Source organism: Pseudomonas sp. ES4 (assembly GCF_050586665.1).
GTDB lineage: Bacteria > Pseudomonadota > Gammaproteobacteria > Pseudomonadales > Pseudomonadaceae > Aquipseudomonas > Aquipseudomonas frederiksbergensis.
This window is the reverse complement of the sequence record NZ_JBOBDO010000001.1, coordinates 259010-282181: the sequence shown is the minus strand read 5'-3', so window position 1 is coordinate 282181 and position 23172 is coordinate 259010. Positions and strand designations below refer to the sequence as shown.

The 23172-nt window shown below is 59.3% G+C and carries 21 protein-coding genes; 15 read left to right on the top strand and 6 right to left on the bottom strand.

The annotated features are described in order from the left end of the window. Positions 1–92 precede the first annotated feature (92 nt). The 3 genes from ACQ4OB_RS01215 to ACQ4OB_RS01205 all read right to left on the bottom strand — a co-directional run bounded on the left by ACQ4OB_RS01215 (position 93) and on the right by ACQ4OB_RS01205 (position 3797). Positions 93–1409 (bottom strand): MFS transporter, encoded by a 1317-nt coding sequence (locus ACQ4OB_RS01215; protein WP_074879896.1) that lies wholly within the window; start codon positions 1407–1409, stop codon positions 93–95. A gap of 327 nt (positions 1410–1736) precedes the next feature. Next, a complete protein-coding gene (locus tag ACQ4OB_RS01210) occupies positions 1737–2972 on the bottom strand; it encodes a transporter associated domain-containing protein (RefSeq protein ID WP_074879893.1) in 1236 nt (411 codons plus the stop codon). Positions 2973–2984: 12 nt separating this feature from the next. Then, a complete protein-coding gene (locus tag ACQ4OB_RS01205; RefSeq protein WP_074879890.1) occupies positions 2985–3797 on the bottom strand; it encodes a cytochrome C assembly family protein in 813 nt (270 codons plus the stop codon). Positions 3798–4007: 210 nt separating this feature from the next. Between ACQ4OB_RS01205 and ffh the strand changes: the two genes are divergently transcribed. From ffh to ACQ4OB_RS01150, 11 genes are all read left to right on the top strand, one after another. Continuing rightward, positions 4008–5384, top strand: coding sequence for a signal recognition particle protein (ffh, locus tag ACQ4OB_RS01200; protein ID WP_074879887.1), 1377 nt, complete (start codon positions 4008–4010; stop codon positions 5382–5384). Positions 5385–5633: 249 nt separating this feature from the next. Beyond that, the gene (rpsP, locus tag ACQ4OB_RS01195; RefSeq protein ID WP_007944872.1) at positions 5634–5885 is read left to right on the top strand and encodes a 30S ribosomal protein S16; all 252 of its coding nucleotides are present in this window, start codon (positions 5634–5636) and stop codon (positions 5883–5885) included. Between the two features lie 5 nt (positions 5886–5890). Next, a complete protein-coding gene (gene rimM, locus ACQ4OB_RS01190; RefSeq protein ID WP_008014731.1) occupies positions 5891–6427 on the top strand; it encodes a ribosome maturation factor RimM in 537 nt (178 codons plus the stop codon). Further along, entirely contained in the window at positions 6409–7182 is a 774-nt protein-coding gene (gene trmD, locus ACQ4OB_RS01185) for a tRNA (guanosine(37)-N1)-methyltransferase TrmD (RefSeq protein ID WP_173860472.1), read from the top strand. The genes rimM and trmD overlap by 19 nt, the downstream gene beginning before the upstream one ends. A gap of 45 nt (positions 7183–7227) precedes the next feature. Beyond that, positions 7228–7578, top strand: a complete 351-nt coding sequence (gene rplS / locus ACQ4OB_RS01180) for a 50S ribosomal protein L19 (protein WP_003175895.1) — start codon at positions 7228–7230, stop codon at positions 7576–7578. Between the two features lie 99 nt (positions 7579–7677). Further along, on the top strand, positions 7678–8574 hold the full coding sequence (xerD, locus tag ACQ4OB_RS01175) for a site-specific tyrosine recombinase XerD (RefSeq protein ID WP_074879884.1): 897 nt from the start codon (positions 7678–7680) through the stop codon (positions 8572–8574). Positions 8575–8880: 306 nt separating this feature from the next. Next, positions 8881–9612: a bifunctional protein-disulfide isomerase/oxidoreductase DsbC gene (dsbC, locus tag ACQ4OB_RS01170; protein ID WP_074879881.1), complete on the top strand. Its 732-nt coding sequence runs from the start codon at positions 8881–8883 to the stop codon at positions 9610–9612. Positions 9613–9746: 134 nt separating this feature from the next. Then, positions 9747–11051: a homoserine dehydrogenase gene (locus ACQ4OB_RS01165; protein WP_074880855.1), complete on the top strand. Its 1305-nt coding sequence runs from the start codon at positions 9747–9749 to the stop codon at positions 11049–11051. Between the two features lie 66 nt (positions 11052–11117). Then, positions 11118–12527: a threonine synthase gene (thrC, locus tag ACQ4OB_RS01160; protein WP_074879878.1), complete on the top strand. Its 1410-nt coding sequence runs from the start codon at positions 11118–11120 to the stop codon at positions 12525–12527. A 121-nt stretch (positions 12528–12648) separates the two neighbouring features. Beyond that, positions 12649–14007 carry a transporter substrate-binding domain-containing protein gene (locus tag ACQ4OB_RS01155; RefSeq protein WP_074879875.1) on the top strand — a complete coding sequence of 453 codons (1359 nt, stop codon included), beginning with the start codon at positions 12649–12651 and terminating at the stop codon, positions 14005–14007. Positions 14008–14169: 162 nt separating this feature from the next. Continuing rightward, entirely contained in the window at positions 14170–14457 is a 288-nt protein-coding gene (locus ACQ4OB_RS01150; protein ID WP_033056390.1) for a DUF3509 domain-containing protein, read from the top strand. 170 nt (positions 14458–14627) lie between these two features. Here ACQ4OB_RS01150 and ACQ4OB_RS01145 read toward each other — a convergent pair whose 3' ends face one another. Together ACQ4OB_RS01145 and ACQ4OB_RS01140 are read right to left on the bottom strand one after the other, a co-directional pair. Further along, positions 14628–15596 carry a TIGR02285 family protein gene (locus ACQ4OB_RS01145; RefSeq protein ID WP_074879872.1) on the bottom strand — a complete coding sequence of 323 codons (969 nt, stop codon included), beginning with the start codon at positions 15594–15596 and terminating at the stop codon, positions 14628–14630. Next, the gene (locus ACQ4OB_RS01140) at positions 15550–16749 is read right to left on the bottom strand and encodes a CaiB/BaiF CoA transferase family protein (RefSeq protein ID WP_074879869.1); all 1200 of its coding nucleotides are present in this window, start codon (positions 16747–16749) and stop codon (positions 15550–15552) included. Before ACQ4OB_RS01140 ends, ACQ4OB_RS01145 begins: the two co-directional genes overlap by 47 nt. Positions 16750–16896: 147 nt before the next feature. On the opposite strand from ACQ4OB_RS01140, the gene ACQ4OB_RS01135 reads away from it, so the two are divergent. From ACQ4OB_RS01135 to ACQ4OB_RS01125, 3 genes are all read left to right on the top strand, one after another. Beyond that, positions 16897–17439 carry a YaeQ family protein gene (locus ACQ4OB_RS01135; protein WP_007897614.1) on the top strand — a complete coding sequence of 181 codons (543 nt, stop codon included), beginning with the start codon at positions 16897–16899 and terminating at the stop codon, positions 17437–17439. A 66-nt stretch (positions 17440–17505) separates the two neighbouring features. Continuing rightward, the gene (recJ, locus tag ACQ4OB_RS01130; RefSeq protein WP_102615609.1) at positions 17506–19215 is read left to right on the top strand and encodes a single-stranded-DNA-specific exonuclease RecJ; all 1710 of its coding nucleotides are present in this window, start codon (positions 17506–17508) and stop codon (positions 19213–19215) included. A 205-nt stretch (positions 19216–19420) separates the two neighbouring features. Continuing rightward, complete coding sequence (locus ACQ4OB_RS01125; RefSeq protein ID WP_074879864.1) at positions 19421–20527, top strand: NADH:flavin oxidoreductase/NADH oxidase; 1107 nt, start codon at positions 19421–19423, stop codon at positions 20525–20527. Between the two features lie 208 nt (positions 20528–20735). Here the strand turns inward: ACQ4OB_RS01125 and ACQ4OB_RS01120 are convergent, their stop codons facing one another. Beyond that, positions 20736–22361, bottom strand: coding sequence for a glucan biosynthesis protein D (locus ACQ4OB_RS01120; RefSeq protein ID WP_430954983.1), 1626 nt, complete (start codon positions 22359–22361; stop codon positions 20736–20738). A gap of 390 nt (positions 22362–22751) precedes the next feature. Between ACQ4OB_RS01120 and ACQ4OB_RS01115 the strand changes: the two genes are divergently transcribed. Then, the gene (locus tag ACQ4OB_RS01115) at positions 22752–22937 is read left to right on the top strand and encodes a hypothetical protein (RefSeq protein WP_430954982.1); all 186 of its coding nucleotides are present in this window, start codon (positions 22752–22754) and stop codon (positions 22935–22937) included. Positions 22938–23172 lie beyond the last annotated feature (235 nt).

The window sequence follows — 23172 nt, the reverse complement described above, 5'->3', positions numbered from 1 at the left end:
GCGAGCAGGCTCACTCCCACAGGGGGGGCGCGTTCTTTTGACAGAACGCGGTCCCCCTGTGGGAGTGAGCCTGCTCGCGATGCTCTGGCTTTTTAAGCCACCCGATTCAGATCGTTATCGCGCGTTTCCTTCAGGCACAGCACAGCAATCAAGCTGAGCACCGCCGCCCCCGACACATACCCGCCGACATAACTCAAACCACCCATCGCCACCAGCTTCTGGGCGAAGAACGGTGCCGCCGAGGCCCCGACAATGCCGCCCAGGTTGTAGGCCGCCGACGCACCGGTATAACGCACGTGGGTTGGAAACAGTTCCGGCAGCAGCGCGCCCATCGGCGCAAACGTCACGCCCATCAGAAACAGCTCGATGCACAGAAACAGCGCCACGCCCCAGGTCGAACCTTGGGTCAACAGGGGCTCCATCAGGAAACCGGACAGAATCGCCAGCACACCGCCGATGATCAGCACCGGTTTGCGCCCGTATCGATCACTGGCCAAGGCCGACAGCGGCGTGGCGGCGGCCATGAACAGCACGGCGAAGCACAGCAGCGCGAGGAAGGTCTCGCGGGTGTAGCCGAGCGTCGACACGCCATAGCTCAGCGAAAACACCGTCGAGATATAGAACAGCGCGTAGCACACCACCATCGATCCGGCACCCAGCAGCATCGGTGCCCAATATTGGCTGAACAGCTCGACCAGCGGGATTTTCACCCGTTCCTGGCGCGCCATTGCGTTGGCAAATACCGGGGTTTCGTGAAGCTTGAGGCGCACGTACAGGCCAACCATCACCAGCGCGGCACTGAGCAGGAACGGAATCCGCCAGCCCCATGAGCGGAACTGCTCGTCGTCCAGGGTCATGGCCAGTGTAAGAAACAGGCCGTTGGCCGCGAGGAAACCAATCGAGGGGCCGAGTTGCGGGAACATGCCAAACCAGGCGCGTTTGCCCTTCGGTGCATTCTCCGTCGCCAGCAACGCCGCGCCGCCCCATTCGCCGCCGAGCCCCAGGCCTTGGCCGAAGCGCAGCACGCAAAGCAGGATCGGCGCCCAGGCGCCAATGCTGTCGTAACCCGGGAGCACGCCGATCAGCGTGGTGCATACGCCCATCAGCAGCAGCGAGGCAACCAGTGTCGATTTGCGCCCGATACGGTCGCCGAAGTGACCGAAAAGCGCTGAGCCCAGCGGTCGAGCCAGGAAGGCGATGCCGAAGGTGAGGAATGCCGACAGCATCTGGGCTGTGCCGGAGGTCTGCGGAAAAAACACCGGACCGATCACCAGCGCAGCGGCAGTGGCATAGACGTAGAAGTCGTAGAACTCGATGGCGGTGCCGATGAAACTCGCGGTCGCCACGCGGGTGGCGGAGTTCGTCGGTTGTGCAGGCGCGGTGTCGTTATAAGTCGTGCTGGTCGTCATGCGGTTATCCCTGACAGTCATGTGCCCCAGTGGAGCGAATTATTATGGTCGAACACCCAGGGATGTGGGTTTGATGCGGGGTGCGGGTAGCACGGGGGTATGGCGGGGCTTTGGTAAGCTGGGGGGATTATAGGAAGGAGGCTAACGATCGAACAAGGGGCCAGGGTTGCCGATGGCTTCTGTGGCGAGGGAGCTTGCTCCCGCTCGGGCGCGCAGCGGCCGCAAAAAGGCTGGATGGGTGCTGTCAGGATAAATGCAGCGTCTGTGATTGGCCTGCTTCGCAGGCCGGCGGGAGCAAGCTCCCTCGCCACAGGTTGGGGCCAGGGTTCAAATAACTGCTGGAACTGAGCTGGTATGCCAGATCAAAACCCGCGTGACCCGATTATCTTCAGTCTCCAGAATCTCCAGCCGATAACGCCCGATCTTCAGGCATACCGCACTGTCCGGAATCGTCTCCAGGGCCTCGGTCACCAACCCGTTGAGGGTTTTCGGGCCGTCGCTCGGCAAGTGCCAGCCCAGGCTCTTGTTCAGTTCGCGAATCGACGCTGCACCTTCGATCACCAGGCGGCCATCGGCCTGTGGGTGGATATGCGGGTTATCCAGGCTGTGCTGGCTTTCGAACTCGCCGACGATTTCTTCGAGAATGTCTTCCAGGGTCACGATGCCAAGCACTTCACCGTACTCGTCGACCACCATGCCCAGGCGTCGCTGTTGTTTGTGGAAATTCAGCAGCTGCAATTGCAACGGTGTGCTTTCCGGCACGAAGTAGGGGTCGTGACACGCTGCCAGCAGTGCTTCACGGGTCAGGCTGGCGTCGGGCAGCAGATGACGGATCTGCCGGGTATTGAGTACCGCCTCGACCTGATTGATGTCGCTGTGGAAAACCGGCAGGCGCGTGCGTTTATTGGCGCGAAGCTGCTCGATGATCTCCTCGAGGGAGTCATCCAGATTGACCCCGTCGACGTCACTGCGTGGCACCAGAATGTCGTTGACCGTGATGTTGTCCAGCGCATGGATGCCTGACAGCGGATGCGGGCGGCAGGCGGCGTGTTCGTGATCGTCGTGCCGATCATTCGGGGTCTCGTCTTCGCTCTGCTGCACCACTTTGACTTTGCGGGCGAACGGTCGCATCAGCAGCTGGCTGATGCCATTGAGCAGCCAGGCGGCGGGATAGATGATTTTCAGTGGCGCGCCAAGCAAGGTGTTGCCCAGGGCCAGGACGGCGTCCGGATAACGGGCGGCGAGGGTGCGCGGCAGGTAGTCGGCGAACACCAGAAGCACAGTGCCAGCCCCCAGGCAGGCGACCCATGGACCGTTTTCCGCCCAAGTGAAAATCGCCAGCAAGGTGCTGATGACTACCACCAGTGCGCGGCACAAGGTGTTGCAGAGGATCAGGCTATTGAGCGAAAAGCTCAGCTTTGCCACCGGTTTGTCGCTCGAACGCGAAGCGGTTCGCTGGGCGAGCAAGTGCTGTTGCGCCGCTTCGATGGCGGTAAACAGCCCCGACCATAAAATCAGCAGGGCCATTACCGCGAGCATCGGCCCTATGGGCAAGTCGTCCATTAATGCCGCCCGTCAGATATGCAGGATGTATTCACGGACCAGTTTACTGCCGAAATAGGCCAGCATCAGCAGGCAGAAACCGGCGAGGGTCCAGCGAATGGCCTTGTGTCCGCGCCAGCCGAGGCGATTGCGCCCCCATAGCAGCACGCTGAAAACGATCCAGGCCAGGCAGGCCAGCAAGGTTTTGTGCACCAGGTGCTGGGCGAAAAGATTGTCCACGAACAGCCAGCCGGAAATCAGCGACAGCGACAGCAGGGTCCAGCCGGCCCAGAGGAAACCGAACAGCAGGCTTTCCATGGTTTGCAGCGGCGGGAAGTTCTTGATCAGGCCGGACGGGTGTTTGTGCTTGAGCTGATGGTCTTGAACCAGTAGCAGCAACGCCTGGAACACCGCAATGGTGAACATGCCGTAGGCGAGGATCGACAGCAGGATATGGGCGAGGATGCCCGGCTCTTCGTCGATGATCTGCACGGTGCCGGCGGGGGCGAGCTGTGCGAGCAGTACGGTGGCGGCGCCGAGCGGGAACAGCAATATAAGCAGGTTTTCCACCGGGATCCGTGAGCAGGCCAACAGCGTCAGGGCAATCACCGCGGCGGCAATCAGGCTGGCGGCGCTGAAAAAATCCAGGCCCAGGCCAATCGGTGTCAGCAGGTGGGTGAACAGGCTGGCGCTATGAGCCAGCACGGCGAGCACGCCGAGCGTGACCAGCAGGCGTTTGTTCGCCTTGGCACCGGTGGCCAGGCGAGTGCCCTGATAGAGGGTCGCAGCGGCGTATAAGCAGGCGGCGGCGAGGGTAACTAGCAAACTGGGTGACAAGGGGAGCATAAATCCTGTTAGGCAAGCCCGAAAGGCGCTGAGTTTGGCATAGAACCCCTACAGCACGAAAGACCATGCAAGCTGACGACGAGGTGTCCGCCAGACGCAGTCTTCGCTATAATCCGCGACCTGCCCACGCCGCAGGCTCGCCGAGCACATGTTTATTCCGGTCTGGGCCGCCATTATCCCGGTCTACACAGGGCCTGAAAGGATCGCGCAATGTTTGAAAACTTAACCGACCGTCTCTCGCAGACGCTGCGCCATGTCACCGGCAAGGCCAAGCTGACCGAAGACAACATCAAAGACACCCTGCGCGAAGTGCGCATGGCGTTGCTCGAAGCTGACGTCGCCCTGCCGGTCGTCAAGGACTTCGTCAATTCGGTCAAGGAACGCGCCGTCGGCACCGAGGTGTCGCGCAGCCTGACGCCGGGCCAGGCCTTCGTGAAGATCGTCCAGGCCGAACTCGAAAGCCTGATGGGCGCGGCCAACGAAGACTTGAACCTGAGCGCCGTTCCTCCGGCCGTCGTGCTGATGGCCGGTTTGCAGGGCGCGGGTAAAACCACCACCGCCGGCAAACTCGCGCGCTTCCTCAAAGAGCGCAAGAAGAAGTCGGTCATGGTCGTGTCGGCGGACGTTTACCGTCCGGCGGCGATCAAGCAGCTGGAAATGCTCGCGGGTGAAGTCGGCGTAACCTTCTTCCCGTCCGACCTGAGCCAGAAGCCGGTCGACATCGCGCAAGCGGCTATTAAAGAAGCAAAACTGAAATTCATCGACGTGGTCATCGTCGATACCGCCGGTCGCCTGCACATCGATGAAGAGATGATGGGCGAGATCAAGGCGTTGCATGCCGCGATCAACCCGGTCGAAACGCTGTTCGTGGTCGACGCCATGACCGGCCAGGACGCCGCCAACACGGCCAAGGCCTTTGGCGACGCGCTGCCGCTGACCGGTGTGATCCTGACCAAGGTCGACGGTGATGCCCGTGGCGGTGCTGCACTGTCGGTGCGCGCAATCACCGGCAAGCCGATCAAGTTCATCGGTATGGGCGAGAAGAGCGACGCGCTCGAGCCGTTCCACCCGGAGCGTATCGCTTCGCGCATCCTCGGGATGGGCGATGTGCTCAGCCTGATCGAGCAGGCCGAACAGACCCTCGACAAGGACAAGGCCGACAAACTGGCCAAGAAGCTGAAGAAGGGCAAGGGCTTCGACCTCGAAGACTTCCGCGATCAGCTGCAACAGATGAAAAACATGGGCGGCCTCGGCGGCCTCATGGACAAACTGCCAAACATGGGCGGTATGAACCTGGCGCAGATGGGTAACGCCCAGGGTGCGGCAGAGAAACAATTCAAGCAGATGGAAGCCATCATCAATTCCATGACCCCGGCCGAGCGCCGCGACCCTGAGATGATCAGCGGTTCGCGCAAACGCCGGATCGCCATGGGTTCCGGCACTCAGGTGCAGGACATCGGTCGCTTGATCAAGCAGCACAAGCAGATGCAGAAGATGATGAAGAAGTTCTCCGCAAAAGGCGGAATGGCCAAAATGATGCGCGGCATGGGCGGTATGTTGCCCGGCGGCGGCATGCCAAGAATGTAAATAATTTACGCAAGGGCTTGCCCTTGCACCTCCCACACGGAAGTGGGATCTCCAGCAAACCCGCACTTGGCGGGAGCTGACTGGCCGTTTTCAACGACGGCTCTATAGCAAATCTTGATGGCGGCCGAAAGACCGCCGGAAAAAGACATTTGCAAAAGTCCGGATATTCCTTAGAATATGCGGCCTTTCGGGCACCTATGCCCGCTGTGCCTTTAGATTTGCAGCACCGACTACAGGAACGATGTTCACATGCTAACAATCCGTCTTGCCCTTGGCGGCTCCAAAAAGCGCCCGTTTTACCACTTGACCGTAACCGACAGCCGCAACCCGCGCGACGGTTCGCACAAGGAACAGGTTGGTTTCTTCAACCCTGTTGCTCGTGGTCAAGAAGTCCGTCTGTCCGTGAACCAAGAGCGCGTAGCCTACTGGCTGAGCGTTGGTGCACAGCCTTCCGAGCGTGTTGCTCAGTTGCTGAAAGACGCGGCTAAGGCTGCGGCCTGAGCAATATGAACGCGACGCCAGCTGTTGCTGATGATTTGATCGTTATCGGCAAAATTTACTCGGTTCATGGCGTTCGCGGCGAAGTGAAGGTGTATTCCTTTACTGATCCGACTGAAAACCTGTTGCAGTACAAAACCTGGACGCTCAAGCGCGAAGGCAATGTGAAACAGGTCGAGCTGGTCAGCGGACGCGGGAACGACAAGTTCCTGGTCGCAAAGCTCAAGGGTCTTGATGATCGTGAAGAAGCGCGTCTTCTGGCCGGTTATGAGATCTGCGTGCCGCGCAACCTGTTCCCTGAATTGACCGACGGCGAGTACTACTGGTACCAGCTGGAAGGTCTGAAGGTCATTGATCAACTCGGGCAATTGCTCGGGAAAATCGATCATCTTCTGGAAACCGGCGCCAATGATGTAATGGTGGTCAAGCCTTGCGCTGGCAGCCTGGATGATCGCGAACGCCTGTTGCCCTATACGGAGCAATGCGTGTTGGCTGTCGACCTTGCCGCAGGCGAGATGAAGGTGGAATGGGATGCGGACTTCTAAGCGTGGCTAACTTGCGCGTAGAAGTGATCAGTTTGTTTCCCGAGATGTTTTCCGCCATCAGCGAGTACGGCATCACCAGTCGTGCGGTGAAACAGGGGCTCTTGCAGCTCACCTGTTGGAATCCGCGAGACTACACGACGGATCGACATCACACTGTGGACGATCGCCCATTTGGCGGTGGTCCGGGCATGGTGATGAAGATCAAGCCCCTGGAAGATGCGTTGGTTCAGGCCAAGGCAGCAGCCGGGGAGGCGGCGAAGGTGATTTACCTGTCCCCCCAAGGCCGTCAACTGACTCAGTCGGCGGTACGCGAGTTGGCGAATCTGGATGCATTGATCCTGATTGCCGGCCGCTATGAAGGCATTGACGAGCGTTTTATTGATGCTCATGTCGATGAAGAGTGGTCGATTGGCGACTATGTACTGTCTGGCGGCGAGCTGCCGGCGATGGTCCTGATCGATGCGGTTACACGACTGCTGCCTGGAGCTTTAGGGCATGCGGACTCCGCCGAGGAAGATTCCTTTACGGATGGTTTGCTGGATTGCCCGCACTACACCCGACCGGAGGTGTATGCGGATCAGCGTGTTCCCGACGTATTGCTAAGTGGCAATCACGCGCATATCCGGCGTTGGCGTTTACAGCAGTCCCTTGGTAGGACCTTTGAACGACGCGCCGATCTTCTGGAAAGCCGCTCGCTTTCTGGAGAAGAGAAGAAGCTGCTCGAGGAATACATCCGCGAGCGGGACGATAGTTAACAACGTATCGATGGTAGATCCGACGATTTACCTTAGGAGCACAGCATGACTAACAAAATCATCCTTGCACTCGAAGCAGAGCAGATGACCAAAGAGATCCCTACCTTTGCCCCGGGCGACACCATTGTCGTTCAGGTGAAAGTGAAGGAAGGCGACCGTTCGCGTCTGCAAGCGTTCGAAGGTGTTGTTATCGCCAAGCGTAACCGCGGCGTAAACAGTGCTTTCACCGTTCGTAAAATCTCCAACGGTGTTGGCGTAGAGCGTACTTTCCAGACCTACAGCCCGCAAATCGACAGCATGGCCGTTAAACGTCGCGGTGACGTACGTAAAGCCAAGCTGTACTACCTGCGTGACCTGTCCGGTAAAGCAGCTCGCATCAAGGAAAAACTGGCTTAAGTCCAGCTTCCGATGCAGAAAAAAGCAGCCTACGGGCTGCTTTTTTGTTGCCTGCGATTTATCTTCCCTGACCGTACTGTCGGTCTTGCCTGAGCCTTTATGCCCGCCATCGATCATCCTTTGATAGACCAGTTTCTCGACGCGCTGTGGCTGGAGAAAGGTCTTTCCGATAACACTCGCGATGCCTATCGCAGCGACCTGGCCCTGTTCAACGGCTGGCTGCAGGAAAAAAACCTGGAGCTGATCAACGCTGGACGCGAGTTGATCCTCGATCACCTGGCCTGGCGTCTGGAGCAAAATTACAAGCCCCGTTCCACCGCGAGATTTCTCTCGGGGGTGCGCGGCTTTTATCGTTATCTGCTGCGGGAAAAGTTGATCGCGGTCGACCCCACGTTGCGGGTCGATATGCCTCAACTCGGTAGGCCATTGCCCAAATCCCTGTCGGAAGCAGACGTAGAAGCGCTGTTGAAGGCTCCGGATTTGAGCGAAGCCATCGGCCAACGCGACCGCGCCATGCTCGAAGTGCTTTATGCCTGCGGCTTGCGCGTGACGGAACTGATCAGCCTGACGCTGGAGCAGGTCAACCTGCGCCAAGGCGTGCTGCGAGTGATGGGCAAGGGCAGCAAGGAGCGGCTGGTGCCGATGGGCGAAGAGGCGATTGTCTGGGTCGAGCGTTACCTGCGCGATGGCCGCCAGGAGCTGCTTGGCGGGCGTCCCAGCGATGTCATGTTCCCCAGCCAGCGCGGCGAGCAGATGACGCGGCAAACCTTCTGGCATCGCATCAAGCACCAGGCCAAGGTTGCCGGGATCGGCAAGTCGCTGTCGCCGCATACCCTGCGTCATGCCTTTGCCACCCACTTGCTCAACCACGGCGCCGACCTGCGGGTGGTGCAAATGCTGCTCGGCCACAGCGATCTGTCGACCACGCAGATCTACACCCACGTCGCCCGCGCCCGCTTGCAGGACCTGCACGCCAAACATCACCCGCGCGGATGAACACAACCCTTGTAGCAGCTGGCGGAGCCTGCGTTCGGCTGCGCAGCAGTCGTGAAATCAAACACCGCAGTGTTTCAGTTAAACCGCGAGCTTCAGGGTTTACGACTGCTTCGCAGCCGAACGCAGGCTTCGCCAGCTGCTACATAAAGGCGTCGTGCACCGTGAGCGAGATGCCCTGCATCAGGCGCATTCGGCCACAGGGGCCTTATGTGGTAGGCTTTGCCGGTTTGCACGATGGGCGTTTATGACCCGGTGTTTCGGCACGGGCGTTCTGATCGTCCCATTTGTCCGCCTTCAGGAGTTCTCATGCGTCTGACCCAGATTTTCGCCGCCGCAGCCATTGCGTTGGTCAGCACCTTTGCCGTCGCCGATGACGCGGCCGACAAAGCCATTCGTAAAAGCCTGGAAAACCTCCAGCTCGAAGTGCCGGTAGAAAGCATTTCCGCCAGCCCGCTGCCGGGCCTGTACGAAGTCAAGCTCAAGGGCAGCCGCGTACTCTATGCCAGCGCCGATGGCCAGTACGTCGTTCAGGGTTATATGTTCCAGCTCAAGGACGGCAAACCGGTCAACCTGACCGAGAAGACCGAACGCCTGGGCGTGTCCAAACTGGTCAACGCCATTCCAGTCGCGGAAACCGTGGTCTACCCCGCGATCGGCGAAACCAAATCGCACATCACCGTGTTCACCGACACCACCTGCCCGTACTGCCACAAGTTGCACGCTGAAGTGCCTGAGCTGAACAAGCGCGGCATCGAAGTGCGTTATGTTGCGTTCCCGCGCCAGGGCCTGGGCTCGCCGGGTGATGAGCAGCTGCAAGCGGTCTGGTGCTCCAAAGACAAGAAAGCGGCGATGGACAAGATGGTCGACGGCAAGGAAATCAAGGCCGCCAAGTGCGATAACCCGGTTTCCAAGCAGTTCGCCCTCGGCCAGTCGATTGGCGTGAACGGTACACCGGCCATCGTTTTGGCCGACGGCCAGGTCATTCCGGGCTACCAGCCAGCGCCACAAGTCGCCAAACTGGCGCTGGACGCGAAATAAATTCGCATCGTCACGGTCAGCCATTGACGATCATGGTTCGACGGCAGCGTTCGCCGAGCCATTAATAGAGAGCCGCGAGTATGCGGTTGTTTTCACGGCCGGCCTTGAGTCGGCCGTTTTATGGGGAGTTCACAGTGAAACCGGTCAAAGTAGGCATCTGTGGGTTAGGGACCGTCGGTGGCGGTACCTTCAACGTACTTCAGCGTAACGCCGAGGAAATTTCTCGTCGTGCCGGGCGTGGAATCGAAGTGGCACAAATTGCCATGCGCACGCCAAAGCCTCAGTTCCAGACGACCGGTATTGCGATTACCAACGATGTCTTCGAAGTGGCCACGAACCCTGAGATCGACATCGTCATAGAGCTGATGGGCGGCTACACCGTTGCCCGCGAGCTGGTACTCAAAGCGATCGAGAACGGAAAACATGTGGTGACCGCGAACAAGGCGTTGATCGCCGTTCACGGTAATGAAATTTTCGCCAAGGCCCGCGAGAAGGGCGTGATTGTGGCGTTCGAAGCCGCCGTGGCCGGTGGCATCCCGGTGATCAAGGCGATCCGTGAAGGCCTGTCGGCCAACCGCATCAACTGGGTCGCCGGCATCATCAACGGTACCGGTAACTTCATCCTCACCGAAATGCGTGAGAAGGGCCGCACCTTCGAAGACGTACTCGCCGAGGCACAGGCCCTGGGTTACGCCGAGGCTGATCCGACCTTCGACGTTGAAGGCATCGACGCGGCCCACAAGCTGACGATCCTTGCGTCCATTGCGTTCGGTATTCCGCTGCAATTCGACAAGGCCTACACCGAAGGCATCACCAAGCTGACCACCGCTGACGTGAACTACGCCGAAGCGCTGGGCTATCGCATCAAGCACCTGGGCGTGGCGCGCAGCACCGCAGCCGGCATCGAACTGCGTGTGCATCCGACGCTGATCCCGGCCGACCGCCTGATCGCCAATGTCAACGGCGTGATGAACGCAGTGATGGTCAACGGTGATGCTGCCGGTTCGACCCTGTTCTACGGCGCTGGCGCTGGCATGGAACCGACCGCTTCGTCGGTGATCGCCGACCTGGTGGACGTGGTTCGCGCCATGACGTCCGACCCGGAAAACCGAGTGCCGCACCTGGCGTTCCAGCCGGATTCGCTGTCGGCCCACCCGATCCTGCCGATCGAGGCCTGCGAAAGCTCCTATTACCTGCGCATTCAGGCCAAGGATCATCCGGGCGTGTTGGCGCAGGTGGCGAGCATCCTGTCGGAGCGCGGCATCAACATCGAATCGATCATGCAGAAGGAAGTCGAAGAACACGACGGCCTGGTGCCGATGATCCTGCTGACTCACCGCGTGCTGGAACAGCACATGAACGACGCGATCGCCGCCCTGGAAGCCTTGGCGGGCGTAGTCGGTCCGGTCGTACGGATCCGCGTCGAGCACCTGAACTAAGCCGTTATCGTTCACCGGGCTCGCCTGCGGGCCCGGATTTGCGAACACTGTCTATTGGAGCCAGTCATGCGTTATATCAGTACCCGCGGCCAGGCACCGGCCCTGAATTTCGAAGACGTCCTGCTGGCCGGTCTGGCCACGGACGGTGGTCTGTACGTCCCGGAAAACCTGCCACGTTTCACCCAGGAAGAAATCGCTTCGTGGGCCGGCCTGCCGTATCACGAGCTGGCTTTCCGGGTGATGCGCCCGTTCGTCACCGGCAGCATCCCGGATGCCGATTTCAAAAAGATCCTCGAAGAAACCTACGGCGTGTTTTCCCACAACGCCGTGGCACCATTGCGTCAGCTGAACGGTAACGAATGGGTGCTGGAGCTGTTCCACGGCCCGACCCTCGCGTTCAAAGACTTCGCCTTGCAGCTGCTGGGTCGTCTGCTCGACTACGTGCTGGAAAAACGGGGTGAGCGCGTAGTGATTGTCGGCGCCACCTCCGGCGACACCGGTTCGGCCGCCATCGAAGGCTGCAAGCATTGCGAAAACGTCGACATCTTCATCCTGCACCCGCACAACCGTGTGTCCGAAGTGCAGCGTCGCCAGATGACCACCATCTTCGGCGAGAACATCCATAACATCGCCATCGAAGGCAACTTCGATGACTGCCAGGAAATGGTCAAGGCCAGCTTCGCCGACCAGAGTTTCCTCAAAGGCACGCGTCTGGTGGCCGTGAACTCGATCAACTGGGCGCGAATCATGGCCCAGATCGTTTACTACTTCCATGCAGCCCTGCAGTTGGGCGGCCCGGCACGTTCGGTATCGTTCTCGGTGCCGACCGGCAACTTCGGCGACATTTTCGCCGGTTACCTGGCGCGCAACATGGGCCTGCCGATCAACCAGTTGATCGTCGCTACCAATCGCAACGACATCCTGCACCGCTTCATGAGCGGCAATCAGTACGTCAAGGACACCCTGCACGCCACGCTGTCGCCGTCGATGGACATCATGGTGTCGTCCAACTTCGAACGCCTGCTGTTCGACCTGCACGGTCGCAATGGCGCAGCGATCGCCGGGTTGATGGACACCTTCAAGCAAGGTGGCGGTTTCAGTGTCGAACAGGAACGCTGGACCGAGGCTCGCAAACTGTTCGATTCGCTGGCCGTGGACGACGCTCAAACTTGCGAAACCATTGCCGAGGTTTTCGAGCAAACCGGTGAACTGCTGGATCCGCACACTGCCATCGGCGTGAAGGCAGCGCGCGAGTGCCGTCGCAACCTGGATATCCCGATGGTGATCCTCGGTACGGCGCATCCGGTCAAATTCCCCGACGCAGTGGAAAAAGCAGGTGTAGGAAAAGCACTCGAACTACCTGCACATCTTTCTGATTTGTTTGAGCGAGATGAGCGCTGCACCGTGCTGCCAAATGACTTGAAAGCCGTGCAGGCCTTTGTCAGCAAGCATGGCAACCGCGGCAAGCCTCTGTAACCAATTAAACCTGTCACATTTTGAAGCCCGTCTCCTGACGGGCTTTCTCATTTCTGCATGTCACACTTGCTGGGTTTTCGCCCTATGAAGGACGGGCGAGTTGATCACGAAGGAAGTGGCAATGCTGTTTTTCAGAGGGTTAAAACCAGCCGCGTGCTGGATGTTTTTTTTACTCGGCACCCTGGGCTTTGCTCAATCGGGGAGCGCGTCGCAATTGGCGGCAACTGATACTAAAGGATTGGTTGCTGGCCCAAGGATCGAGCTGGATGCTCAGGAGTTGAAATGGATTGCCGAGCATTCAAATGTCGTCGTCGCCTCGGTGCAATATCCGTTGTACCTGTTCAAGGATAAGCACGGCCAATGGAATGGCTTGAACAATGATCTGCTCAACCGCATCAGCGCGATGACGGGGTTGCGGTTTGTTCACGAAGAATCGTTTTCCACCGATCAGTTGCTCGGGCGCCTGGAAAGTGGTGCGGCGGACATGAGTACGACGCTGGCGATGAATGACGAACGCAAGATGTTTCTGGATTTCAGTCATGCGTTCGGTGGTGCTGGCTGGGTGTTCGTCGGGCGGGCCGGAGCGCCAGAGGTGCAATCCCTGAAGCAGCTGTCGGGAAGGGTTCTGGTGTTGCCGACCCGGCATGCGCTGGAGGCTACGATTCGCCGCGACTATTCGGACATCGAGCTGCGCTCGGTCAAAACCTACGCGGAGGCCCGGGCGCTGGTCGAGAGCGGCGAGGCCTATGCCACCATCGAAAACGAAACCGGAGCCCACCTCTATCCGTCCGGGCAACTCAAGGTCGGGTATACGGTGGAGGGCAAATGGGAGGCGGACCACCTGGCCGTTCGCAAAGGTCAACCTCAGCTGTCGAGCATCCTCAACAAGGCGCTTGAGGCGCTTGATCCTGCCGAACTGCGCGCCATGCGCCTGAAATGGCTCAATGGGATTGTCCCCGTCAAGGTGCCCGGCACCTGGCATCGACTCGCCGAGTGGGGCTGCTGGGGAATGTTTATTGTCAGTCTGTTCGGCTTGTTGTCCCTGCTCTGGAACCGACGGCTCACGATATTGATCCAGCAGCGCCTGGATGCCGAAAAAAGTCTGAGCGATCAACTCGCCTTCCAGCACGCGTTGATGGACGCCATGCCCGATCCGATGTTTGTTCGTGATCTGGAAGGGCGATTGATCATGTGCAACAAAAGTTATGAGGAGGGCTTGTCGACTCGTTTCGACCAGGTTCAGGGACGACAGTTGATTGAACTGGACGTCTTGCCCAAAGAGACCGCTGAACTGCTGCACGCAGAGTTCATGGCCCAGCTCGGTACGCGCAAGACGCGCTTCAGTGAGCGTCAATTGAAGTTCAACAACGGCGTCAGGCATATCTATCAGTGGACGGTGCCTTTTTACGGTGCCGACGGACAATTGCGAGGCCTGCTGGGTGGATGGACCGATATCGGCAAGCGAAAGCAGCAGGCATGACGCGGCTGTTTTTTATCTGTCATCTTGGCCGTGCATGCTCTATTGACCCGCAGCGCAGGTTCACCAGCAGTCGGTATCCAGAACTTTCTTCTCGAGCCCGTGGTCATTTACTGTAGGAACGCCTCTGGCACTTTGTTTTCGGACTATTGAGTGGTGATCGAGATGGAAAGTATCAGTCTATTGCTCGGTGAAGCTCTGAGCCCGTATCAGGTAACGTTGACCCCGTCGGGAACCCATGGCGAATGCCTGGTGACACTGAAAAATGCGACCGGCGCGATCGTGGTCGAACGGGCGTTCAATCAGGCCCAGCTGACCAGCAAGCGTCTGCTGACGGATGTCGTCGACGGATTGCATCGCGACGTGCTGATCGCCGAAGGCAGGCTGGAGCCCTGTGTCATCGCGGCGTTGCGCAATGCTGCCCAGGACAAGATCCTGGCCAACCGAAATTGAATTGTTTTTTGTGGGAACCTTCCTGCGCTCAGGTCAGTCAGACCTTGTAACAGCAGGATCGAGCATTGTGCTCCGGTGCTTGTAGCTTGCTGCCACTGGTCTTTATGTAGGCCACGTTTAACCCCGAGTCGTCTCCCCACTTCTCGGGGTTTCTTTTTGTCTGCGATTTGTCATTGCTCGGCCTGCTGCAGGAAAAATACCCGGCTGGCTTCCAGGTAGTCGCTGCGGCTTTCGGGGTCCAGCCAGGCGGCATATGCCTCGCTCAAGTGATCGTGGGGCAGGGTGCGCAACAGCTGGTTGATTTCGATGATCGCCTGCCGGCCCTGAGGGGTGTCAGTACAGCCGATGTAACCGGACAGGTATTTGCCCGTGCCGCGAATCGGGTAAAACTGCAATTCATCTTCCGCGATCCCTTGCTGCTGGGCCTGGTAGCGGATCTCCGAGCGGTATCCCAATAGCATCCGCAAGCGCCCCAGGCGTTGCATTTGCAACAGGCTGCCCAACGCATCGTTTCCGTAATGGAGAGTCAGTGAATTGGCTGGCGCTTGTTTGAGCAGTGCGTCGAGATATTCGCCGTAATTGCGCTCGGCAATAATGCCCAGTTTCTCTCGGCCACTGGCCAACAGGGCCGCCAGGTCCACTTCGCCGTCCTTGATAAAGGGCGTCAGCACCTCCCGATCGATGCGCCGCACTGCCAGGCCGTTACTCATGGCGCGAAAGACCGGAATGGAAAACGCGATCCAGCCAGCGCGCTCCTTGCTCCAGTTCAGCGCCGCATCGCACGTGAGGGAGGGCTCGTGGAGCATTTGCAAGCCGCGAGCGCGATTGACTCGCATCAGGGTGTGTTCGTATTGCGGCATGCGGGCGATCAGCATGGGTAATAGCTGATCGATGACTCCCTGGCCCTTTTTCGAACCCTCGAAAATCATCAGCGGTGGAAGGTCGCGCAGTAACCAGACCAGGGTTTCTTTCGGTTGCGCCAACGTTGGCTGAGCCTGGCCAGCGAGCAGCAAGAAAAACGCAAACGCGCACAATGCTCGCCCGCCGCGCAACAGGCAGTGGTTGATGGGGCGCGCCAGCAGGCAGCCCAGCTTAGATGGCCCCGTCTTCACGCAGCTTTGCGATCTGTTCCTTGTCATAACCAAGATCGTTGAGTACCTGCGCATTGTGTTCGCCCAACTGCGGCCCGACCCATTCCGATGTTCCGGGTGTCTCTGAGAGTTTCGGCACGATTCCCGGCATCTTGAAATCTTTGCCGTCCGGCAACTTGGCCTTGAGGAACATTTCCCTGGCCAGGTACTGCGGATCACTGAACATGTCCTCGGCACTGAAGATCCGGCTGGCCGGTACGTCGGCCTGATTCAACTGCTCGATGAGGGTGTCCAGCGGCAGCGAGTTGGCCCAGCGATCAATCACCCCATAAATCTCGTCGCGACGGTTATCGCGTCCGTCGTTGCTGGCCAGCGCAGGGTCGTTGGCCAGATCCTCGCGTCCAATGACCAGCATGAAACGCTTGAAGATCGCGTCGCCATTGGCGCCGATCTGCACATGTTTGCCGTCGGCACTGGTGTGGATCGACGAGGGCGTGATGCCCGGCATGATGTTGCCGGTGCGTTCGCGGATGAAACCGAACACGTCGAATTCCGGGACCATGCTTTCCATCATGGCGAATATCGCTTCATACAGCGCCACATCCACCACTTGGCCAAGGCCACCGTTGACCTCGCGATGACGCAGGGCCATCAATGCGCCGATCACACCCCAGAGCGCGGCAATAGAGTCGCCGATGGAAATCCCGGTGCGCACCGGTGGTCGGTCTTCGAACCCGGTGATGTAGCGCAAGCCGCCCATGGATTCACCGACGGCGCCAAAGCCTGGCTGATCCTTCATCGGCCCGGTCTGACCGAAACCCGAGAGACGCACCATCACCAGTTTCGGGTTCAGTGCGTGCAAGACTTCCCAGCCCAGGCCGAGCTTTTCCAGCACGCCAGGGCGAAAGTTCTCGATCAGGATGTCCGCCTCGCTGAGCAGTTTTTTCAGAATCGCCAGCCCGTCGGGGTGTTTGAGGTTCAGGGTCAGGGATTTTTTGTTGCGCGCCTGGACGAACCACCACAGCGAGGTGCCTTCATACAGTTTTCGCCATTTGCGCAACGGATCGCCGCCATCGGGGGACTCGATTTTGATCACCTCGGCACCGAACTCGCCGCAAATGCGCGAGGCAAACGGCCCGGCGATCAACGTACCCAATTCAATGACTTTCAGCCCTGAGAGCGGTTTTCCGGTGAGCGGCATGCTGGATCCTGTAGGACAAAGGTTGAGCGAAGACAGGGTTTTAACATAGCCGAACGTCAGACGACCAAGGTTGATCGCCTTCAATTCGTGGATTGCCTACCGCATCGGTTAGACTTGCCGCCTTTCCCCGTATCAAGAAGCCCGTTCATGGCCCAGCCGTCCACGACCTACAAGTTTGAACTGAACCTTACCGACCTCGACCGCAGCGTGTACGAGAGCGTGAAGCAGACCATCGCCCGTCACCCTTCGGAGACCGAAGAGCGTATGACCGTGCGGCTGCTGGCCTACGCCTTTTGGTACAACGAGCAGTTGTCGTTCGGTCGCGGTCTGTCAGACGTGGACGAACCTGCCCTGTGGGAAAAGAGCCTGGACGACCGCGTCCTGCACTGGATCGAAGTCGGCCAGCCAGACGCCGATCGCCTGACCTGGTGCTCGCGTCGCACCGAGCGCACCAGCCTGCTGGCCTACGGCAGCCTGCGCGTCTGGGAGACCAAAGTGATCCCGGCGATCAAAAACCTGAAAAACGTGCACATCGCTGCAGTTCCGCAGGAAGTGCTGGAAACCCTGGCCAAAGACATGCCCCGGGTTATCAAGTGGGACGTGATGATCAGCGAAGGAACGATTTTCGTCACCGACGACCGTGGTCAGCACGAAGTCCAGTTGCAGTGGCTGAGCGGCGAACGCGGCTGATTATTCGCTGCTGGTCCGCGTTATCCGGTTTTGTCCTACGTCTCCAAGAGAAGCACCTGTCACCCCATGCGCATCGAACCTCGCCTGTTGCCCGATACCCTGCCATTCCTCGGTGATCTGCCGCCACTGCTGACCCGTCTGTACGCGGCGCGGGGCGTGCTGTCCGAGGCTGAACTGGACAAGAGCCTGGCGCGGCTGATTCCGTTCCAGCAACTCAAAGGCATCGATGCCGCGGTGGATTTGCTGGTGACGGCGCTCGAGCAGCGTCAGCGGATTCTGATCGTCGGTGACTTCGACGCCGATGGCGCGACGGCCAGCACCGTGGGCATGTTGGGCTTGCGCCTGCTGGGCGCGGCGCACGTCGACTATTTGGTGCCGAACCGGTTTGAGTATGGCTACGGCCTGACGCCGGAAATCGTCGAAGTGGCGCTGACCCGTACACCCCAGTTGCTGATCACTGTGGACAACGGGATCTCCAGCGTTGAAGGCGTGGCGGCGGCGAAAAAGGCCGGGCTCCAAGTGCTGGTCACCGACCACCACTTGCCCGGTGACGCGTTGCCGCTGGCCGATGCCATCGTCAATCCGAATCAGCCGGGTTGCGAGTTTGCGAGCAAGGCGCTGGCCGGCGTCGGGGTGATTTTCTATGTACTGATGGCCCTGCGCGCGCGTTTGCGTAGCCTCGGCTGGTACGAGAGCAAGCCGCAGCCGAACATCGGCGAGTTGCTGGACCTTGTGGCCCTGGGCAGCGTCGCCGACGTGGTACCGCTGGATGCCAACAACCGGATTCTGGTGCACCAAGGCCTGGAGCGGATTCGCGCCGGGCGTGCGCGGCCGGGGATCAAGGCGATCCTCGAGGTCGCCAAACGTGATCACACGCGCATCACCTCTACCGACCTGGGTTTCATTGTTGGTCCGCGTCTGAACGCGGCGGGGCGGCTGGATGACATGAGCCTGGGCATCGAATGCCTGCTCACCGAAGACGCTGGTCTGGCACGTGAAATGGCCGCACAACTCGACGGCATGAACCAGGACCGCAAATCCATTGAGCAGGGCATGCAGCGTGAAGCGCTGGCTCAACTCAAGGATTTGCCGGTCGAGTCGATGCCGTTCGGCCTGTGCCTGTTCGATCCCGAGTGGCACCAAGGTGTCATCGGAATCCTTGCATCGCGTATGAAAGATCGCTATTTCCGTCCGACCATTGCCTTTGCCGATGCCGGCGATGGTTTGCTCAAGGGCTCGGGACGTTCGGTTCAGGGTTTTCATATTCGCGACGCATTGAGCGTGGTGGCGGCGCAGCATCCGAATTTGATCAGCAAATATGGTGGCCATGCGATGGCCGCCGGCCTGACGCTGCCGGAAGCGAATTTTCCGTTGTTCGCCGAAGCCTTTGACGCGGAAGTGCGTAGGCAATTGCGCGAAGAAGACCTGACCGGGCGATTGTTGTCGGACGGCACGCTGGCGGTCGAGGAATTCCACCTGGAACTGGCCCGCGCCCTGCGCCATGCCGGACCTTGGGGGCAGCACTTCCCGGAGCCGTTGTTCCACGGCGTGTTCCAGCTGGTCGAGCAGCGAGTGGTCGGCGAGCGGCACCTCAAAGTGGTACTGAAGAGTGAATGCGGTTCGGTAAAACTGGATGGCATTGCCTTCGGAATCGACCGCGACATCTGGCCGAATCCGACCATCAAGTGGGTGGAATTGGCCTACAAACTCGACCTCAACGAGTTTCGTGGCAACGAAACGGTGCAGTTGATGATTGCCCACATCGAACCGCGTTAAGCCCTTCGCGGTCTTTCTGACACCGAATCCCTCGGAACCCTCCCTCATCCCCCGATGTCGACTAGTCTCTAAGCACTGCTTGATTCTCCTTGTGACGTCTTGTCGAATTTTTTGCCCGCGGGGGCGGGTGCTGCACCTTTTTCCTGTCACTCGTCGACTTTCAAACAGAACCCTGGAGCCTGCCCACTGATTCGAGAGGTGCCCCATGAGTCTGCTGCTTGAACCCTATACCCTTCGTCAATTGACCCTGCTCAACCGCATTGCGGTATCGCCGATGTGCCAGTACTCCAGCGTCGATGGACTGGCCAATGACTGGCACCTCGTCCACCTCGGCAGCCGTGCTGTCGGCGGCGCCGGCCTGGTATTTACCGAAGCCACGGCGGTCACGGCCGACGGGCGCATCACCGCCGAGGACCTCGGCCTGTGGAACGATGAACAGATCGAACCGTTGCAACGCATCACGCGCTTCATTGCGGCGCAAGGCGCTGTGGCCGGCATTCAGTTGGCTCACGCCGGGCGCAAGGCCAGCACCCATCGGCCGTGGATCGGAAAACATGGCAGCGTCAAACCCGAAGACGGTGGCTGGATGCCGGTGGGGCCGTCGCCGATAGCTTTTGACCCGCAGCACACCCATCCCAAGCAGCTCGATGAAAGCGAGATTGCCGAGGTCATTCAGGCCTTTGTCGCTTCGGCCAAGCGAGCGCTGACCGCCGGTTTCAAAGTGGTGGAAATACACGCCGCCCACGGCTACCTGTTGCATCAGTTTCTTTCGCCCCTGAGCAATCAGCGGCGCGATCAATATGGTGGCTCGTTCGAGAATCGCATCCGGCTGGTGCTGCAAGTCACCGAAGCGGTGCGTGCGGTATGGCCTGAAGAGCTACCGCTGTTCGTGCGGGTGTCGGCCACCGATTGGGTGGAAGACGGCTGGAACCCGGATGAAACCGTAGAGCTGGCGCGACGCCTCCACGCGTTGGGCGTAGATCTGATTGACGTCTCGTCGGGCGGTACGGCGGTCAACGCCGAGATTCCTACAGGTCCCGGTTATCAGACCCGCTTCGCTGAACGTGTACGCAAAGAGTCAGGCATTGCCACCGGCACGGTAGGAATGATTACCGAGCCGGCGCAGGCTGAGCACATTCTGCGCACCTGTCAGGCTGACATCATCTTTCTGGCCCGCGAGCTGCTGCGTGATCCGTACTGGCCGCTGCATGCCGATGATGACCTGGGTGGACGCAAGGCCATCTGGCCGGCGCAGTATCATCGGGCTACCCATCGTGAGCAGCCGATTCATGAGTCGGATTTGCGCGACTGATTGAGGCGGTAAAACCAAAAAGCCCCGGTCGTTGTGATCGGGGCTTTTGCGTTTCTGTGCAGGAGTGTTTGTTGCCTGTTCGGCCGTCTTCGCGGGCAAGCCCGCTCCCACAGGGGTGTAGTGGAGTTCACTCATTTTGTGCGACACCGCCGATCCTTGTGGGAGCGGGCTTGCCCGCGAAGAGGCCCGCCCAGACAACCAATTACCCTCAGGTGTACTTGCGCTTCTCAGGCGCCGGCGGGAAATACTGGTACAACCAGGTTTCACTCAACGTCCGGTCATTGGTGCGAATGAACAGCCGCAGCTCCACCGGCTCCACGCTGTCATTGGTCGGGTACCAGTCAAAGGTAATCCGGTAGCCCTTGATGTCATCGAGCACCAGCACGTTGAAATCCTTGACCTGCCCGTTCGAGCACGTGACCACCGGCTCGATCCCCGTGCCTTCAGGCAAGCGATCCAGGCCGCCTCCGGTGAAGTCCACGGCAAACCGTCGAGCCCAGACTTCCGGGTAATGCTCGCCAGGTGCCCAGCCTTCGATGAAGCCGCCCATGCCCGAACGAGTGGCGTTGACCCGCGCCAACGGTGTGCCGACCGGTGGCAGTGCGCTCCAGTACAGCTTGTAGCCGTAGTTCAGGGAGTCGCCGGCCGCGACCGCTTTCTTCGGTGTCCAGAACGCGACGATGTTATCCAGGGTTTCGCCCGTCGTAGGAATTTCCAACAGATCGATAGAGCCTTCGCCCCACGCGGTCGTAGGTTCTACCCACAGGCTCGGACGCTTGCTGTACCAGTCGACGGTGTCTTGATAGCTGTCGAACTCATGATCGGTCTGCACCAGACCGAAACCTTTCGGGTCGGTGTCGGCGAAAGCGTTGAATTGCAGGGTGGCCGGGTTGTTCAGCGGGCGGCAGATCCACTCGCCGTTGCCGCGCCACATGGCCAGGCGATCAGAGTCGTGGATTTGCGGGTGAATCGTGTCGCACATGCGCCGTTCATGGGTGCCGCAGCTGAACATGCTGGTCATCGGCGCGATGCCCAGTTGTTCGATGGCAGTGCGGGCATTGATGTGGGCATCGATGGCCATGACAACCTGGCTGGCCTGGCAGTCGATGTCGAAACGGTAGGCACCGGTGGCGCTCGGCGAATCCAGCAGGGCATAGACCACGAAGCGGGTGCTGTTTTTGTCCGGGGTCTCGAACCAGAACTTGGTGAAGTCCGGGAACTCTTCACGCTTCTTGGCATAGGTATCGATCGCCAGCCCGCGTGCCGACAGACCGTACTGGCCTGAGGCATCGACCGCGCGGAAATAGCTGGCGCCGAGGAAGGACAGTACGTCGTGCCGGTCCAGCTCCGGTGCCTTGAACAGCTTGAATCCGGAAAACCCCAGGTCGCCCGTGAGCTGTTTGGTGTCGACCGTGGTTTTTTCATAATTGAACAGGGAAGGGCGGAAATGCACTTCCCGCGCCTGACGCGTCTTGGGGTCGACGCTGTACATGCGCACCGGCTGCTTGAACCCCATGCCCACATGGAAGAACTGCACATCCAGCTGACCCTTGAGGTCATGCCAGAGCGAGTGGTTGCCGTCGTAGCGGATCGCGTTGAAGTTCTGCGGCGTCATGGTCGCCAGGGTCGGCGGCAACACCTGCTTGGTGTCCTGATAGCGATTGCCGGCGAGCTGCTTGGCCTGGATCTTCAGCGCTTCGAAATCGAATGCCTGAGCCTCGCCATCTGCCGCGCCGGTACCGGCCCAGGCCCGCGAAGCCAGCAGGCCGGTGGCTGATAAACCGGTGTAGGCGGCGATGGCCATGGATGCTTTGAGCAAATTCCTGCGGTGCATAAGTTCAACCTGTCGTGAACAATCCCGCGCCGTTCCTGGCACGTGCTGGATCAAAAATAAAGGTTCGGACATGCCTTCGGCCAAACGCAACGGACATTAAACAGATAACAAATAGCTTAAACCGTTCGGTTGTGTAGAAAAAATGATTGGTAGCACTTTGGCTTCGCGGCAATGAAACAAGAAATGTCGGTTAAGTTTTCTGACAGTGCTTTCTGATTTATAGGGCATTTCTGCTTTTTTCGACTAATTACTCTAAAAATCGCTTTTCACCGCCGTGATAGTTCCTATTCTGTGTTCATGACCGACCCTGCCCTTCAGGCCGGCGACTACAAAAAGGAGAGGGCGATGCGGTTTTTGAAGTTTTCTCGGGCTTATAGAAGGACATCGTCCATGGCGAAAGTACAAGGCATCACTCAGTTGCTGGGAATCCTACCTTGCCTGAACACTGCGCGCCGAAGGCGTCGGGTCAGCTCGGACGAGATGAAGTTGTTGGAACGCTATCGGGAGCTGTCGGAAAGCGACCAGATTGCGATGCGGTATCTGGTGGAGGCGATGAGGAGTGTTTCGCGGTTTTGAGGAGGAGGGGATTTGGCTATGACGTGTTGTCGTGGCCAATCCTAAGCGCGGTAGGAGACCTGATACCAACGCGGTCTGTAGCAGCTGGCGAAGCCTGCGTCCGGCTGCGCAGCAGTCGTAACACCTGAGCACACGGTCTTCCTGAAGCACCGCGCAAGCTGATTTCACGTCTGCTGCGCAGCCGGACGCAGGCTTCGCCAGCTGCTACAAGGAGCGTGTATCTGCTGAGATTTTC